The 15,245-nt window shown below is 53.1% G+C and carries 13 protein-coding genes and 1 pseudogene; 7 read left to right on the top strand and 7 right to left on the bottom strand.

Annotated elements, in window-relative coordinates:
* Positions 1 to 7: 7 nt before the first annotated feature.
* Complete coding sequence (locus JF44_RS0103145; protein ID WP_033067499.1) at positions 8 to 1,771, top strand: tetratricopeptide repeat-containing sulfotransferase family protein; 1,764 nt, start codon at positions 8 to 10, stop codon at positions 1,769 to 1,771.
* Between the two features lie 68 nt (positions 1,772 to 1,839).
* A complete protein-coding gene (locus JF44_RS0103140; protein WP_033067498.1) occupies positions 1,840 to 2,814 on the top strand; it encodes an adenosine deaminase in 975 nt (324 codons plus the stop codon).
* Between the two features lie 23 nt (positions 2,815 to 2,837).
* Here the strand turns inward: JF44_RS0103140 and JF44_RS0103135 are convergent, their stop codons facing one another.
* The 3 genes from JF44_RS0103135 to JF44_RS0103125 all read right to left on the bottom strand — a co-directional run bounded on the left by JF44_RS0103135 (position 2,838) and on the right by JF44_RS0103125 (position 5,638).
* Complete coding sequence (locus JF44_RS0103135) at positions 2,838 to 3,764, bottom strand: alpha/beta fold hydrolase (protein ID WP_033067497.1); 927 nt, start codon at positions 3,762 to 3,764, stop codon at positions 2,838 to 2,840.
* A gap of 14 nt (positions 3,765 to 3,778) precedes the next feature.
* Positions 3,779 to 5,083: an alpha/beta hydrolase gene (locus JF44_RS0103130; RefSeq protein WP_033067496.1), complete on the bottom strand. Its 1,305-nt coding sequence runs from the start codon at positions 5,081 to 5,083 to the stop codon at positions 3,779 to 3,781.
* A gap of 150 nt (positions 5,084 to 5,233) precedes the next feature.
* Positions 5,234 to 5,638, bottom strand: coding sequence for an OsmC family protein (locus tag JF44_RS0103125; RefSeq protein WP_033067495.1), 405 nt, complete (start codon positions 5,636 to 5,638; stop codon positions 5,234 to 5,236).
* A 200-nt stretch (positions 5,639 to 5,838) separates the two neighbouring features.
* Between JF44_RS0103125 and JF44_RS0103120 the strand changes: the two genes are divergently transcribed.
* The gene (locus tag JF44_RS0103120; RefSeq protein ID WP_033067494.1) at positions 5,839 to 6,171 is read left to right on the top strand and encodes a hypothetical protein; all 333 of its coding nucleotides are present in this window, start codon (positions 5,839 to 5,841) and stop codon (positions 6,169 to 6,171) included.
* A gap of 184 nt (positions 6,172 to 6,355) precedes the next feature.
* The gene (locus JF44_RS0103115) at positions 6,356 to 8,014 is read left to right on the top strand and encodes a diguanylate cyclase domain-containing protein (RefSeq protein ID WP_238318358.1); all 1,659 of its coding nucleotides are present in this window, start codon (positions 6,356 to 6,358) and stop codon (positions 8,012 to 8,014) included.
* Between the two features lie 160 nt (positions 8,015 to 8,174).
* On the opposite strand, the gene glnA is transcribed toward JF44_RS0103115, so the two are convergent.
* Both glnA and JF44_RS0103105 read right to left on the bottom strand, forming a co-directional pair.
* A complete protein-coding gene (glnA, locus tag JF44_RS0103110; RefSeq protein WP_033067493.1) occupies positions 8,175 to 9,584 on the bottom strand; it encodes a type I glutamate--ammonia ligase in 1,410 nt (469 codons plus the stop codon).
* A 61-nt stretch (positions 9,585 to 9,645) separates the two neighbouring features.
* On the bottom strand, positions 9,646 to 9,984 hold the full coding sequence (locus JF44_RS0103105) for a P-II family nitrogen regulator (protein ID WP_007091888.1): 339 nt from the start codon (positions 9,982 to 9,984) through the stop codon (positions 9,646 to 9,648).
* Positions 9,985 to 10,482: 498 nt separating this feature from the next.
* Between JF44_RS0103105 and JF44_RS0103100 the strand changes: the two genes are divergently transcribed.
* Together JF44_RS0103100 and JF44_RS0103095 are read left to right on the top strand one after the other, a co-directional pair.
* Positions 10,483 to 11,655: an aminotransferase gene (locus JF44_RS0103100; protein WP_033067492.1), complete on the top strand. Its 1,173-nt coding sequence runs from the start codon at positions 10,483 to 10,485 to the stop codon at positions 11,653 to 11,655.
* Between the two features lie 14 nt (positions 11,656 to 11,669).
* A complete protein-coding gene (locus JF44_RS0103095) occupies positions 11,670 to 12,311 on the top strand; it encodes a hypothetical protein (protein WP_033067491.1) in 642 nt (213 codons plus the stop codon).
* An 84-nt stretch (positions 12,312 to 12,395) separates the two neighbouring features.
* On the opposite strand, the gene JF44_RS0103090 is transcribed toward JF44_RS0103095, so the two are convergent.
* A complete protein-coding gene (locus JF44_RS0103090; protein ID WP_033067490.1) occupies positions 12,396 to 12,746 on the bottom strand; it encodes a rhodanese-like domain-containing protein in 351 nt (116 codons plus the stop codon).
* Between the two features lie 156 nt (positions 12,747 to 12,902).
* Here JF44_RS0103090 and JF44_RS0103085 point away from each other — a divergent pair, with 156 nt between their 5' ends.
* A complete protein-coding gene (locus JF44_RS0103085; RefSeq protein ID WP_033067489.1) occupies positions 12,903 to 13,781 on the top strand; it encodes a LysR family transcriptional regulator in 879 nt (292 codons plus the stop codon).
* A 102-nt stretch (positions 13,782 to 13,883) separates the two neighbouring features.
* Here JF44_RS0103085 and JF44_RS19745 read toward each other — a convergent pair.
* A pseudogene (locus JF44_RS19745) lies at positions 13,884 to 15,245 on the bottom strand (IS1182 family transposase); the annotation flags it as partial.

Here is a 15,245-nt window from a genome sequence, read left to right as displayed (position 1 = left end):
AGGTCACATGGCACAGACGAAATCCGACATTGCGTTTGAGATGAAGCAGGCAATGTCAGCCGGTCAGTTTGATCAGGCGGCAAAGCTTGGTGCCCGTATTTTGCGCCTGCACCCCAAGAGAACCGATATCGAGATCATGACCGCTGTCAGTGAGTTGCAGGCAGGTTCGGCTGCAAAAGCAGGGCGGCGATTGAAAAGGCTGTTTAATGCGCTTCCTGTGACGGACCGGTTCTTCGCACCGGTTGCGCAGAACTTTCGCCAATATGCTTTCCAATCAAATGAACTCGGCGCATTGGAAGCAGCGATCAAAAAACGGCTGGGCACTGAACCCAAGAACGATATTCTGCTCCATATGCTGGCAGAGGTCATTTTTCAGGACGAGGTCAACAAAAGCCCCGGACTGTGTATTGTGCCGCGACTGACAGAAGCGGTCGATTTGCTTCACTTGGTTCCTGTGCAATCGCCAAAGTATGATGATGCGCAAATCCTTCTTGCGCGCATTTATTTGCATCAGGAACAGCACGCTAAGGCATTTGGCGTGCTCGAAAGGTTTGTCGCACGCTATCCCGATAACATGGCTGTGCGGATGATGTTGGCTGCGTCGTATGCGGCAGCAAATGAGGCGGACAAGGCTGTGTCCACATGTCTCGCCATTATTTCGGCCAATCCATTCTATAGTGCCCAGCCTTATCTGATCATCTCCTTCATGCGCCTGCAATCCATGCCAGATGAAGCCGCCGGTTATCTTGACGCGATGCTCGACAAGCAAGATATTGCAAAAGGGGAAAGCTACAAGGCGGCCTTTGCGCGGGCAAAGATTGAGGAAGCAAAGGACAACGCGAAAGAAGCCTTTGGTTTCTATAAGCTGGGACATGCGGCAAACCGCGCAGAGCGCCCCTTTGATATAGCGTTCGAGCTTCAGGAGCTGGCGCATTTGCGTGAGATGGTCGGTGAAGCACCGGTTTTGGAGAATGCCGGGGCCGACGAAGAAGAAAGCGGCCCGCGCCCGATCTTCGTCGTCGGGATGCCGCGATCCGGCACGACCCTGACCGAGCGTATTCTTGGTGCGCATCCTGACGTACATGCCGCCGGTGAAATCGGTGACTTTGCAAAGGCGGTGATTGATGTCGTCGGGCGAGGGAAGATTTCAGAACAGTTGGCGCGTATTGATGCCACGGCCGCAGCCAAAATTCGCAAGCAGTATCTTGATGCGCTGAAAGCCTATGCGCCTGACAAGCGGTTTGTTACGAACAAAACGCCTGCCAATTTCCTTCGGATTGAAATGATCAGGCGCGTCTTCCCGGATGCACCGATCATTCACACCCATCGCCATCCATTGGCGACCTGTCTTTCGATATACACGACGCCGTTTTCCATTCCGATGCGCTATTCCGACGACCTTGGTGAGCTTGCCGAATATTATCGTGGCTATGTTGAATTGATGACCACTTACTTCAAGACTGATCTCAATGGGCAACTCTATGACTTGTCATACGAGGATCTGGTGTCAGAACCAGAGACCGTCGCACGGGATTATCTGGCGCATTGCGGGTTGGAATGGCATCCGCAATGTCTTGAATTTTATCGCTCCGACAAAGCTGCGGCGACCGCCAGCATGATTCAGGTGCGTCGGCCAATCAACCAGGATTCGGTGGAGAAATGGCAACGGTTCGAGCCGTTTATCGGGCCGTTGGCGTCACTGGTCGATGATCCGGAAATTCGTCAGTGGCGCGCAGCTGTCAAATCATCGCGGCGTGCGGTTGCTGCGTGACCTTGCGGGATGCTTTGGGTTAGAAGGTATCAGTTTGAATTTGATACCGAGAAATCCGGAGCAAGGCGATGATCCAGACCATTCCCAAGGCAGAACTGCATTTGCATCTCGAAGGGGCGATGACGCCCGCACTTGTGCGCAGCTTTGCCAGGCGTAATGGCCTGACCCTGCCTGATAACATTTACGATGATCAGGATCGCTATATCTGGAACGATTTTCCCGAGTTCCTCAATAGCTTTGACAAGGCAAGTGCAGCCATCCGTACCAAGCACGATTACGCAGATCTGACCTGTGCGTATCTGGTCGAGCAGGCAAAAGTCGGTACGCTTTATGTCGAGATTTTCTGTTCACCAACCCATGCGGCTGATTGTGGTTTGTCCTTTGACGATCATCTTGAAGCGGTGGTTGAGGGTATTGACCGTGCCGAGAAGCAAACCGGGATCATTGGCCGGATTATCATGACCTGTGTGCGCCATGTCGGACCGGATATCGCGGTTAAGGTATCGCGTGAAACGGTTGCGTGCGGTCATCCATACATTGTCGGATTTGGCATGGGCGGGAACGAAAGCCTGTTCACGCAGGAAGATTTCTATCCAGCTTTTAAAATCGCCAGGGATGGTGGTTTGGGATGCACGACCCATGCAGGCGAAGTTCAGGGCCCCCAAAGCGTTTGGGACGCGATTGATAAGCTGCCGGTCACCCGGATCGGTCACGGGGTGCGTTCCATCGAAGATCCCAAGCTTGTCGAAACGCTTACCAGGCGCGGTATCGTGCTTGAGGTCTGCCCCGGGTCGAACATTGCGCTTTCGGTGTTCCCGGATTATGCATCCCACCCGTTGCGCAAACTCTATGATTTGGGTGTAAAGGTGACATTGGGATCAGATGATCCGCCCTTCTTCTTTACCTCGCTCGAAGCGGAATATCAGCGCGCAAAGGATGAGTTTGGCTTTAGCGAGGATGAGCTTCTCGGCATTACCCGTACCGCCCTTGAAGCTGCCTTTGTCGATGAGGACACCAAGGCAAGTCTTCTGGCCAAGCTCTAGACCCGTCATTTGCACAAAAGGGTCTATTGCGAGCGCAAAGCGCAACGTTCGATATGGTCGTCGAATATCTTCCAGAACTGGTCGCGATAAAGGTCGCGTTCCTGCAGTATTTCGTGTCGTGCTTCGGGGATTTCACGAATTGTGATGTTGGGCAGGCTGCCAAACATCTCTTCGGTTACCGAATTGGAGACAACCTGATCATTGCCAGCCAGGGTCATGGTAATTGGGGGCAGGCTCAGGGCCCCGGATTTCATCTGTTCAACCCGATCAGATAGGGATGCCTGTGCCTTGAAACAGGCATCAAGCCATCCGGCAGAAACGCCGCCAACAACAAGATCGGGGGTGTTTTCCAGTATGGCGACGTTGCGCGCGTAGCGTACAGGGTCGGATGTCAGGATATTTTGCGGATCAAATGCCGAAAGCGGGCTGAGTTTGCTTTGTCCGGGCAGATATTGCTTGTCAAAGCCATAGCGGCACAGGCTGGCTGAAATGAACTGTGCCGCAAGAGATATCCAGTCCGGTCCGCCAAGCCCGAAAAACGGGGCGATCATTACGGCACTTTGCCAAAGGTCAGGCTGATCAAGCATCATGCCCATGGCAACTAGCCCACCGGTCGAATGCGTCAGAACCAGTTCGCATTCAACGCCATGGGTGTGTTTAACGTGGTCCATAACGCGGCGAACGTCTGTTGCATATTGGGCAACGTCTGCGACATAGCCCATGGTGCGGTCGTTTGTTGCGCGTGTTGACCCGCCATGACCGCGAAAATCAAATGTCACGCAGCCCAACCCCCGCTCGGCAAGGTCCTCAGTGGTTTCCTGATAGCGTTCGACATATTCGCCGCGCCCTTGCAGCACCAATACGTAATGTTGCGCGTTTGGCGGGCTGCTCAGCGCGTATCTGAGTGTGATGTTGTCAGGGCTGGTGAACTGATCAATCACAAACGTCATTGGCTCATCAGATCCTAATTGCCGGTGATGTTTTCGCCAGTCAAAGTGGCGATGACAAAACCTGACATCTTGCCCATCATGCCGGTGAAATCGGGGTTGAAGGTCCCGCGTCGTAATGTGCCCGGTGTGACGCTATCAAGCAGGTTGCGTTCGCCATAGACTGTATCTGGTCCATTCAAACAGGCGGCATGCGCCATGTCTTCATCATAGTGCCCACAATCAACAACAGGGCCATCAATCCCGTAAACCGGATTGTTGGGGCGCAAGGTGATGGCGATATGGGCATGGTTAAGCGTGCGCAACTCCGGATTTTCAGAAGGCACAATATCAATGCCCTCACAGGATGACGCCGTTCGTGGCAGGGCGGTTTCACCCTGATACCAAATCAGATTGCGGGTTGGGTGGGCCACCTTGTCACAGAAAAAATCAACCACACGCCCGGCATTGATCGTCTGGTCGTCTGAACTGACAACCGCAAAGACCGGAACGTTTAACGACGGTAATGTTCCTTCCCGATACGGTTCGGTCAAAAGATGAAATTCTGCTGCGGCATTCATCGCCATGGAGCCATACTTCCCCGGATCATTGTTCTGCCCTTGACCGACCCAGTGTCTGACATAACGGACATAGGGTGTCAGCCACGCCTGATCACTTTTGGCAGCAAGGCCCGGAGAAAGCATGATCAGGCCTTTGATCCGGTCATCATGTGTTTGTTCGGCAAAAACACGCCCAATAAGGGCGGCGCCTGTGGAAAAGCCCACTGGAATGATATGATCGATTTCATCGTCAAAGCTGTTTACACCAAACCGTACGGTTTGAAGCCAGTCATCAAAGCGCACATCCATCAAATCACCCGGAACAGTGCCGTGACCCGGAAGTAATACGCCGTGAAAAGATGCACATGGAAACCGTTTACGCAGATCGTCGCGAACATCGCTAAGCCAATATGGACTGTCGGTCAGGCCATGCACCATCAGAAAACCAACGCGATTTCCCTTGGTCGGGTCGCTGCCGGTTACATCACAGGATAGGGTTTCTGGTTCAAGGGCATAAGGTGCCCGCATTTCAACGACCTGATCGATATCATAATCGCCAAATGGCTTGTTTTCGCGTGAGAACCGTTTTGAAGAAAGAACATCACGGAGTTGAGCACGTGTCGACTGCACATAGTCGTCAAACGAAACCTCCATGGAAGGTGGACCAATGGCGCGGCCCGACGGGCTCTCGATCGGGTCCTGTTTTGAACAGGCACCGATTGCCAAAGCAGCAGCAAGGGCAATGGTCGCCAGACCTGCCTGTATCGTTTGCGACGTGCCCATTGGCGTTCTCCGTTCGGTTCTTGTGTTGTTTCCGGGCGATGCCCCGGTTTGTTCGGATCGTAGCGCGAGAATCGCTTGCGTGCGAGCAACAAAAAAGCGACCTGAAATCAGATCGCTTTTAAAGGTGGTCGTAAATCAGGTGTTGCGTGATTACGCGACGAGTTCCCAGCTATGGGTGACCTCTGCTGCTTTTGACAGCATGATCGAGGCAGAACAATATTTCTCAGCCGACAGTTCAACCGCACGGCCGACCTTGGTTTCATTAAGGTTCTCGCCCTTGACCTTGAAGTGCAGGTGGATCTTGGTGAAAACTTTCGGGTCGGTTTTCGCCCGTTCGGCTTTTACGTCGGTTTCGACATCCAGAACGTTTTCGCGTCCCTTTTTAAGGATGTGAACGACATCAACGGACGAACATCCGCCAAGACCCAGCAGAAGCATCTCCATCGGGCTGGGGCCGAAACCGTTATCCTTGTCGCCATCCATGACAACGCCGTGGCCGGTGCCCGATGTGCCGGTAAATGTAAGGTTCTCAAGCCACTTAACGTGTGCTTCCATCATTGCATTCCCATTTTATGCAGTGTCGATCCTTGGGTCTAACCTGCTTGACGGATGGCTGCAAGGTTGAGATGGGGGCGGGTGTGTGAAATGTATGGGGCCTGCCCCTACCGTGCGTGGTGTATTGTTATGGGAGTTTTTACTTTCGCGCGTGATACTGTGCAGATCGTTCAGATCCTTATGGTGTAGGAGTTACAGCCATGACACAGGACCCGACCCGCAGCAAAAGCCGCTTCATGATGGGCATGGAGCATGTCCTTCGCGAGATCAATCACGAGATCATCAGCCCGGCAATTCCCGATATGTCGGTCGAAAATGCTGTGCCACTTATGATCACAGTGGCGCGCCTGCGTGCGGATTACCTGAAGTTTGCCTTTAAACTCTCCGATGATCGCAGTGATCAGCATCCGACGCCCGAAGAACTTGCCAAGCTCAAACATCTTCGGGAAACGTTTCAGGAAATGCTCGCAGCCGCCCAGGAACTCGAACACTGCATCGATCGCGGCTATATCGACCTTCCGGCGAAAGAATAGCGGAGATCAGATAAAGCTTTCCTGATTGGTGCGCGGATATTCAAGAAAACTAATGACTTATTCTCAAGTATATGCAATGGGTTTGGCATATAAAAAATAACAGGCTGCTCGAAAAGGCCTGAACAGGGACATCAACGAAACCGCGATAACAGGGAGCGCGCTGTTTTACAGCGCATCGGGTGTCTTGTCAGTCAGTGCAGATGTTGTGGCAACAGCGGCGTTGTCACGCGACAGTCTTATTTTTCTTGATCCGGATGATCTCAAGATTGTCCACGTCAATGCAGCAGCCCAAAAGCAGCTTGGCGATGCCAAATCGGTTTTGCGTTCTGGCATTGAGGTTAAGCAGATTCTTGCGTATCTTGCCAAAAACGGGGAATTTACCGACGGTGATCCTGTTTCGGCGGTAAGAACCGCACTTGCAGCCATTTCATCGGGAAAACACACCGAGCTTCCCGGTTTTCGCATGGGCAAAACGCTATTTCTTTGGCACTGCGACACGGGGCCAGGCAATACGATTGCACTTGTGTTGCGCGATGATGGCCGTGCACAGGAATTGGTCAAGGCATTGGCCGATCACAAGACCTTTATTCAGCATTTGATCGATGTCTTGCCAGCACCGATTTATCTCAAAAACCGTGAAAATGTTGTGACCCGTTGTAACGGGGCGTTTGCCGCGTTGTTCGGGCTCGAAACCAAGGCCGTTACAGGCAAGCAGCTGGCCGAGATTGCACCAGAAAGCCTTGCGCAAACGATCCGGGATCACGAAGCCCCCTTGCAAAAGGAAGAAGGGGAGGTGCGCGATGAAATCAGTTTTGTGCTTGATGATGTGGAACGGACTGCCCTGTTTGCTGCCGCAACCCTTAAGGGGCCCAGTGGTGCGATTGCCGGCACCATTGGGTCTTTGATTGATGTTACCAGCTTGAAACAGGCGCAGGCCGAGGTCGCCGAGGCATCAGAACGACTGACAGGATTGCTTGAAACGGCGCCGATTGGCGTTGGGATTTCCTGTCGTGATAGTGGCGAGTTCAAGTTCTTTAACAGCACATTTTCCCAGATGCTGGGGCTTGAAAACGACAAGAAGCCATCTGATTCAGTCTTGCTGTCTGAACGTTATCGCAAAAAGTCGCTTGAAGACATGGACGCCCTTGGTGAACTTCAAGATGTCGAAATTCGTCTGCGTCGACCTGAAATGGCCGATGCACGCTGGCTTAAAACGTCGCTTGAACCGTTGTCGTTTGAGGGCGAAGAAGCTGTTCTTTGGTGGACCAGTGACATCACAAAACAAAAGCATGCTGCGCGCGAGCTTCAGAACAAGGCCAACAATGATGAACTGACGGGGCTGGCCAACCGGGCGCGCTTTATGCAGAAACTTGAACAATGTGAAAGTGTGCTGCGCGGGACGGATACGCCTGCGGCGATTTTCATACTCGATCTGGACGGGTTCAAGGTTTTGAACGATACACAGGGCCATGCTGCGGGCGACTGGGTGTTGGTAGAAACCGGCAAGCGCCTTAAACGTGCTGGACGGCGGGCCGAAGAGGTCGCACGTCTGGGCGGTGACGAATTTACCTTGTTGTTTTTGAACAAGGGGCGGGAAAAGGAAATGAACGAGATTGCCGACGCAATTCTTGCCGAGATGACCAAACCTTTTATCTGGGAAGGGCACGATTGCGGTATCTCGGCCTCAATCGGGTTCTCGGTGTTTGAGGGGGGCGGGTGTGATATGAACGAACAGCTCCGCCGAGCTGACAAGGCGATGTATGAAGCCAAGGCCGCGGGCAAAGCCCAATATTGCCTCTATTCAGCAGCGCTCGAACCTGATCTGTACTCCAACGAGACGTAGGATAGTGATCGCCTTGCTCATAAGGTCGATTTAATCCCCATCCCCAAGATAAGGTCAAATTTTATCTGTAAGGGGTAAGCAAACAGTTTAAATGCCAATGAAAAACGCCCGGCCAATCTGGCCGGGCGTTTCGCGTAAGTGTGGTCTTCCGGATGGAAGATTATGCGCTGTAGTACATGTCGAATTCGACCGGGTGCGGAGCCTGTTCGAAGCGAATGACTTCTTCCGTTTTCAACTCGATATACGCGTTGATCAGGTCGTCGGTCATGACGTCGCCTTTTTTCAGGAACTCGCGGTCTGCATCGAGGCTTGCAAGAGCTTCACGCAGCGAGCCGCAAACGGTCGGAACTTCTTTGAGCTCTTCCGGCGGAAGGTCATAGAGGTTTTTGTCCATTGCTTCGCCCGGGTGGATCTTGTTCTCGATCCCGTCAAGGCCGGCCATCAGCATTGCGGTGAATGCAAGGTACGGGTTGGCCATCGCATCCGGGAAGCGGATCTCGACGCGCTTGCCTTTCGGCGATGCGGTGTACGGGATACGGCAGGATGCTGAACGGTTACGGGCAGAATATGCCAGCAGAACCGGTGCTTCGAAGCCCGGGACCAGACGCTTGTAAGAGTTGGTCGACGGGTTGGTGAAGGCGTTCAGTGCCTTGGCATGCTTGATGATGCCGCCGATGTAATACAGGGCGGTGTCAGACAGATCCGCATAGCCATTACCAGCAAACAGCGGCTTGCCTTCGTTCCAGATTGACTGGTGAACATGCATGCCCGAACCATTGTCGCCGAAGATCGGCTTCGGCATGAAGGTTGCGGTTTTGCCATACTGGTGTGCAACCATCTGGATGCAGTATTTGTAGATCTGGATGGCGTCGGCATGTTCGATCAGGGTGCCAAAGGCAATGCCCAGTTCGTGCTGCGACGGTGCAACTTCATGGTGGTGCTTTTCGCAACGCACGCCCATTTCGTTGATGTAGTTGACCATTTCGGCACGGATGTCGTTTGCCGAGTCAACCGGCGGGACCGGGAAGTAACCACCCTTCGGACCCGGACGGTGGCCGCGGTTGCCGCCTTCGAATTCGGTGCCGGTGTTGTACGGACCTTCTTCGGAGTCAAGCGCATAAGCCATGCTTTCCTGCGAGGTGCTCCAGCGAACATCGTCAAACAGGAAGAATTCCGGCTCTGCACCGAAGAATGCGGTGTCGCCGATGCCTGCCGACTTCATGTAAGCAAGTGCGCGTTTCGCGGTCGAACGCGGGCAACGCTCGTAACCCTGGCCGGTGGCCGGTTCGATAACGTCGCAGAACAGGATCAGGCACGGCTGAGCGGTGAACGGATCAACAACAGCGGTGGCCGGATCCGGCATCAGGATCATGTCAGATTCGTTAATGTCTTTCCAACCGGCGATCGACGAACCGTCGAACATGATGCCGTCAACAAAAACGTCTTCGTCGATCGTGCAGATATCCTGCGCGGTGTGCTGCCATTTACCTTTGGAATCGGTAAAGCGCAGATCGACAAACTGGATGCCTTTTTCTTTGATCAGATTAAGTACAGAAGCAGCGTCAGACATGATGCAACCCTTTAAAACTCATAATTAGTTACCGTATGGTGTTCTTTGATGGCATGACCGATCAGATCGCGTCGTTGCCCCGTTCACCAGTACGAATACGGATCGCGTCCTCAAGTGAGGAAACGAAAATTTTACCGTCGCCGATACGCCCGGTATGAGCGGCTTGCTGGATTGCCTCAATCGCACGCTCGACAAGCGTGTCCTCGACAACGATTTCCAGCTTTACCTTCGGCAGAAAGTCCACGACATATTCGGCGCCGCGATACAGCTCCGTATGGCCTTTCTGACGGCCGAAACCTTTGGCTTCGGTGACGGTAATCCCTTTGAGACCAATCTCTTGAAGGGCCTCTTTTACCTCGTCAAGCTTGAACGGCTTGATGATGGCTTCAATTTTTTTCATTAGCGCCCTCTGCTTTTTGGCGAGAGTTGCTTGAACTCTATAAAGCGTTGATGCTTCGCGCTGTGTCTATTGCATGGACCATGCCAGTTTTCACCGGCCACGGCATTCTAGGGATTCTTGGTGCGAAAACCCAGTAAAACCCACAAGAATTTTGCGATTTTTACACCGTATTGTGACTGCGTTTTAAGCAAATTGCCCAAAAAATATGCAAACGCACTGTGCAAACGGAAGATCGGCGGGGGTTCCGCGCAGTTGGCCCTGTAATTTGTTGTTGCCGCATGACCAGAATTGCGAAGAAGGGGTTCTTTTGACGATGAATTTTGTGCAGGATACCCGTGACTCGAGATCGGCCTGAATACCGCCGTGTACGCTTATGCAATTGTATTTGTTGTTCGATCGTGCATCTGCATATTATTGCGCACCAAGGCCGCTGACAGGGGAATTGGAACCGCTGGATGCCACCCACCGGTGAATGACCATAATATAAAAGGACGCCTCATGACCGATTTTGTCGGCAACCCGCTTTTCGCTTCGGGCGGTATCACGATTTTTGAAGTGATGAACGAACTGGCCCAAAAACACCAGGCCATCAATCTGGGGCAGGGCGCACCAGACGAGGATGGACCGGCCGATATCCGCGAAGCTGCCGCCAAGGCAACGATGGAGCTGTCCAACCAGTATCCGCCGCTGGCAGGGGTGCCGGAACTTTTGCAGGCCGTTGCCGATCACAACAAACGGTTTTATGGCATCGAGGTCGACCCCAAGAAAGAAGTGCTGGTGTCTGTTGGCGCGACCGAAGGGTTGGCAAATGTCATTCTTGGACTGGTGGCGCCTGGCGATGAGGTGATCCTGATCGAGCCTCTTTATGACAGCTACCTTCCGATTGTGAAGCTGGCAGGCGGTATTCCCAAGCTGGTGCGTGTAACCCCGCCAAGCTGGGATTTGCCACGCGAAGAACTGGCCGCAGCCTTTTCCGAAAAAACCAAGCTGATCCTGATCAACTCGCCGCAAAACCCGTGTTCCAAGGTTTATGGCGATGATGAACTGCAATTCATTGCCGATCTGTGCATCAAGCATGACGTGGTCGCGCTGTGTGACGAGGTTTATGAGCACCTTGTCTTTGACGGGCGCAAGCACACGCCGCTGATGACATTTCCGGGCATGCATGAACGCACCGTGCGCATTGGATCGGCAGGCAAGACGTTTTCGTTGACCGGTTGGAAAATCGGTTATGTCACGGCCTGCGCCAAATTGATGGAGCCGATCAAAAAGGCCCACCAGTTCCTTGTCTTTACCGTGCCCCCGGCATTGCAGCATGGTGTGGCCTATGGTCTGAACAAGGAAGACGCATATTTCGAAGCCTTTACCGCTGAGATGCAGGGCAAACGTGATTTCCTGATGAAGGGGTTAAAGGAGGTCGGGTTTGATGTGCTCGATTCCCAGGGCACCTATTTCATAACCTGTGATTTCCGTCCGTTGGGGTATGATTGTGATGATGTCGAGTTCTGTCAGATCATGATCAAGGAAGCAGGCGTCGTCGCCATTCCGGTGTCGGCCTTCTATCAGGGCGAAGATGGCGGTGTGCGCAACTTCGTGCGGTTCTGTTTCTGTAAGGAAGAAATCAAAATGAACGAAGCGATTGAGCGCATGAAAAAGGCGTTCTCCAAATAAGCTCGGAGTGTTTGATGGGGATTCCAAAGCTTTATGGTACCGAAATCCCAGCTCGTAGTCTGGCGATCCTTGAAGGGCTATATGCCAACGTCGAGAACAATATTGCTGCTGAGGATGGTAGAGGAAGTCTGACGGTAACGTTTCTTCTTTCGATGGCGATGCCTATGATAATTGTTCCGTTTGAGCGCTTTAAGCAGAAAAATGATCGAGCTAACGAGTTTAATACAGATAAGGTTGTTTTTGTCGAATTCCGTCGATTGATGAAGAAGAAGGTCCATGAGGTTGATTGGATAAAATCGGCGGAATGGGCTTACTTTAGAAACTCTTCTAAAGAAGACAAAGTCGTCTTGGTTCCAGAGGGTTTGCCTCTCGAGGTCGCTGATAGGCTGAATGAGCCTGAAGCTAATGCCATTGTCGCAGAGCTAACTGTCAACGATGTCATCAAGTGTTTTCGTCATTCATTGGCTCACGGCAATGTTGCTTACTTAGATGCGAACGGTCAGACCAGCTACGATGGTGAGGCAAGCTATTTGGCGTTTGTCTGCGATTTTGAGAATCGAAGAGGGAGTCAAGTACTTAGGATTTCGATCCCGGCCTTTCGAGAGTTTTTGAGCTGCTGGGGGGATTGGTTAAGACGGCGAGCAGTCAATCTTTAAGAATTTCTCCTTGTTGTACAACGGGCCGACAATTTTATGTCGGCCCGTTTTACTGTTTTTGTGGTGCGCGTTGGGGAATGGGCGTTAGCCGGATGTCTCAAGCGCGCCTTGGCCCTGTAGCGGCAGGCCTGCATCAAGCCAGTCCTGCTTGCCGTCGTGATAATCACGCACATTGCGATAGCCAAGTTTGGTCAAGGCCACCTGGGCGATGCCGGAATTATTACACGGGCCGTTGGCGCAATAGACGACAATCGGCGCATCAAGGTCCGGCAAGATGGTTTTGACGGTTTCATCAATCTTGTCATGGGGGATGTTGATTGCACCGGGCAGGTGGGCATCAACATAATAACGCGCCGGAAGGGCTTCGATCAGAACCGGGGCATTGGCGGAACCAAGGGCGGCCTGAAGGTCACTGCGGGAAATTGTTGTGGTCATTTTTCATCTCCATCTGAATATCGCGGGTCGATGGGATCACTATTGATGTGCATGAGCGCGAAGTAAATTTGGGAATAATCACATGATGTGTGCAATAGTGCGAATTGCCGAATTCGGGTGAGAGTTCGGGTGAATTACAGTGCGTTTGGGGCATAGATGCTGGAATGGGATGATCTGAAACTGGTGCTGGCGGTCGCACGGGCGCGCAGCGTTACACAGGCGGCCAAACAGACGGGGATCCATCATTCGACCCTGTTTCGCCGCATGGCTGATATTGAAACCCGCCTGGGCACCAAGCTGTTTGAACGTCAGCAGGGCGATTATCAGCCCACCACATCCGGACTTGCGGCAATTGAAACCGCCAAAACCCTTGAGGCGGAAATGGATGTTCTGGCACGCAAGCTTGCCGGGCGCGATATCCGGCCATCTGGCACGCTGCGCCTGACCACCACGGATACATTATTGTATGGGGGCTTGGCCGATGATCTTGCCGCCTTTGCGGATCACTATGCGGAAATTACCGTGCAGGTGGTGACCGATAACCGGTTTTATGACCTTAACCGCCATGATGCGGATGTTGCCATTCGGCCAAGCAACGCGCCCAATGAAAATCTGGTCGGGCGGCAGATCGCCCCGATCAAATCGGTGATTTGCGGGCCCAGGGGCTTTGCTGGTCCGACAGATGGACCATGGATTACCTGCGATGAAACACTGGCCCATATCAAGGCCGCGCGTTGGCGCGATACCAAGTTTGCCAAGCAACATGTCGTAATGCGCAGCAATTCGTTGCTGAATGTTGCGCGTCTTGTTGATGCCGGGGCCGGGTTTGCCGTTTTACCCGCCTTTCTGGCCGCTGCCTTTGGCAATATTGCCGTGTTTGGCGATCCGATTGACGGGCTTGATAACGATCTTTGGATATTGATGCATCGTGATCTTCAGGCGACCCCGCGTGTGCGGGCGTTTAATGACTTCATGTTCCCGCGGCTTAAACGGCGTGCGGCCCAGTTTGCCGGGGCAAAGGCCAAAAGCGCATAGAAAAGCCGGGACAGACTGCTGACGAACCCCGTCTTTAAGAGGCGGGGTTTTGTTTTTGGAGCGAGATGTTTCTTTTTTGGGGGCTGCAGGATAACGCCGGATTTATGCGAATGATACCCGCCAGAACCGGGGTCTGATGGCAATAATTGCGATTACCGCTAAAATAACGTCACAAAAAGCCCCTTTGCGCGTCAGGATCAGGGCGATCTTCTTGATGTTCTGGGCGGCAGCCGCAAGAAGGCACTGCTCGCGTACTTTGCGCAGGCCCCGCATGCGGGCATAGCGATGGCCATGCAGTTGTTTGGCGTCAGCAAAACTGCGCTCGACGGTTTCCTTGCGACGCTCATAAATCCGCTTACCCCACGGGCTGAGCCGGTTGGCTTTGATCTTCTCAAGGCTCTCCTGCCTGATATGGCGCGTGACGACCTTGGTGTGATTGTGGCTTTGGGTACAGGCATCGCGCAGTGGACAGGTTCTGCAAACCGTAGGCTTGCTTTTATATTCCCGGTATCCGGATCTGTTGGTGGTGCTGTATTTGAGGATTTCCCCTTGCGGACATCGATAGCCATCAAGCCCGGGCAGATATTCAAAATCTTTCTTGCGCAGATATCCTTGGCGATGGGTCGGGCGGCGATAGCCAATCACCCCCTCAATCTCCCTGTCTTTCAGTCCCTTGGCGATGCCAGCCGTGGCATAGCCTGCATCCAGACCAACCGCACACACATCAAAGCCGAACCGATCACGCTGCCGGTCAAGGCGCGACAGATAGGGAATGCTGTCATGCACATTGCCCGGCGTGACATGGATATCGGTGATCAGGGCATGCGCGCTGTCCACAGTTCGGTGATCGAGATAGAAAAACCCCTTGGGCTTGCCATCGCGCACCATATAGCCGCTATCGGCATCGGTGCGGCTGACCTTAGTCTCTTTGGCAACGGGATGGTGCTCCTTTTCCTTGAGCGGTTTCTTGCCATGATCGGCGCGATCCTGTGCAACATCGGCATCAAGGGCGGCAAGGTAGTCCGCACGTGACTTCTCGACCACCTGGCGGTCGAACCGGTTCTTGTTGGCATTGGCCTTAAGATGGGTGCTGTCGCTATAAAGAACCGTGCCATCAACAAGTCCTGCCCGGATCGCCTGTTCAACAATCTCGTCAAAAATTTCCTGACAGATGTCACTGTCATTGAACCGTCGCCGCCGGTTCTGACTGATCGTGCTGGCATCGGGCACCTTGTCGGTCAGGCGAAGATGCAAAAACCAGCGATAAGCCACATTGACCGCGATCTCGCGTATCAATTGCCGTTCGGAGCGAATGCCAAACAGATAGCCGATAAACAGCATCTTGAACAACATCACCGGATCAAGCGCCGGCCGACCGTTATCGGCGCAATATAAATGCGCAACCCGGTCATGGATGAAACTGAAGTCAATCACCGCGTCGATCTTGCGCAGCAAATGATCCTG

This window comes from Thalassospira australica, from assembly GCF_000763295.1.
Taxonomy (GTDB): Bacteria; Pseudomonadota; Alphaproteobacteria; order Rhodospirillales; family Thalassospiraceae; genus Thalassospira; species Thalassospira australica.
The sequence above is the reverse complement of the archived record's forward strand: the minus strand, read 5'-3'. Positions and strand labels throughout refer to the sequence as shown.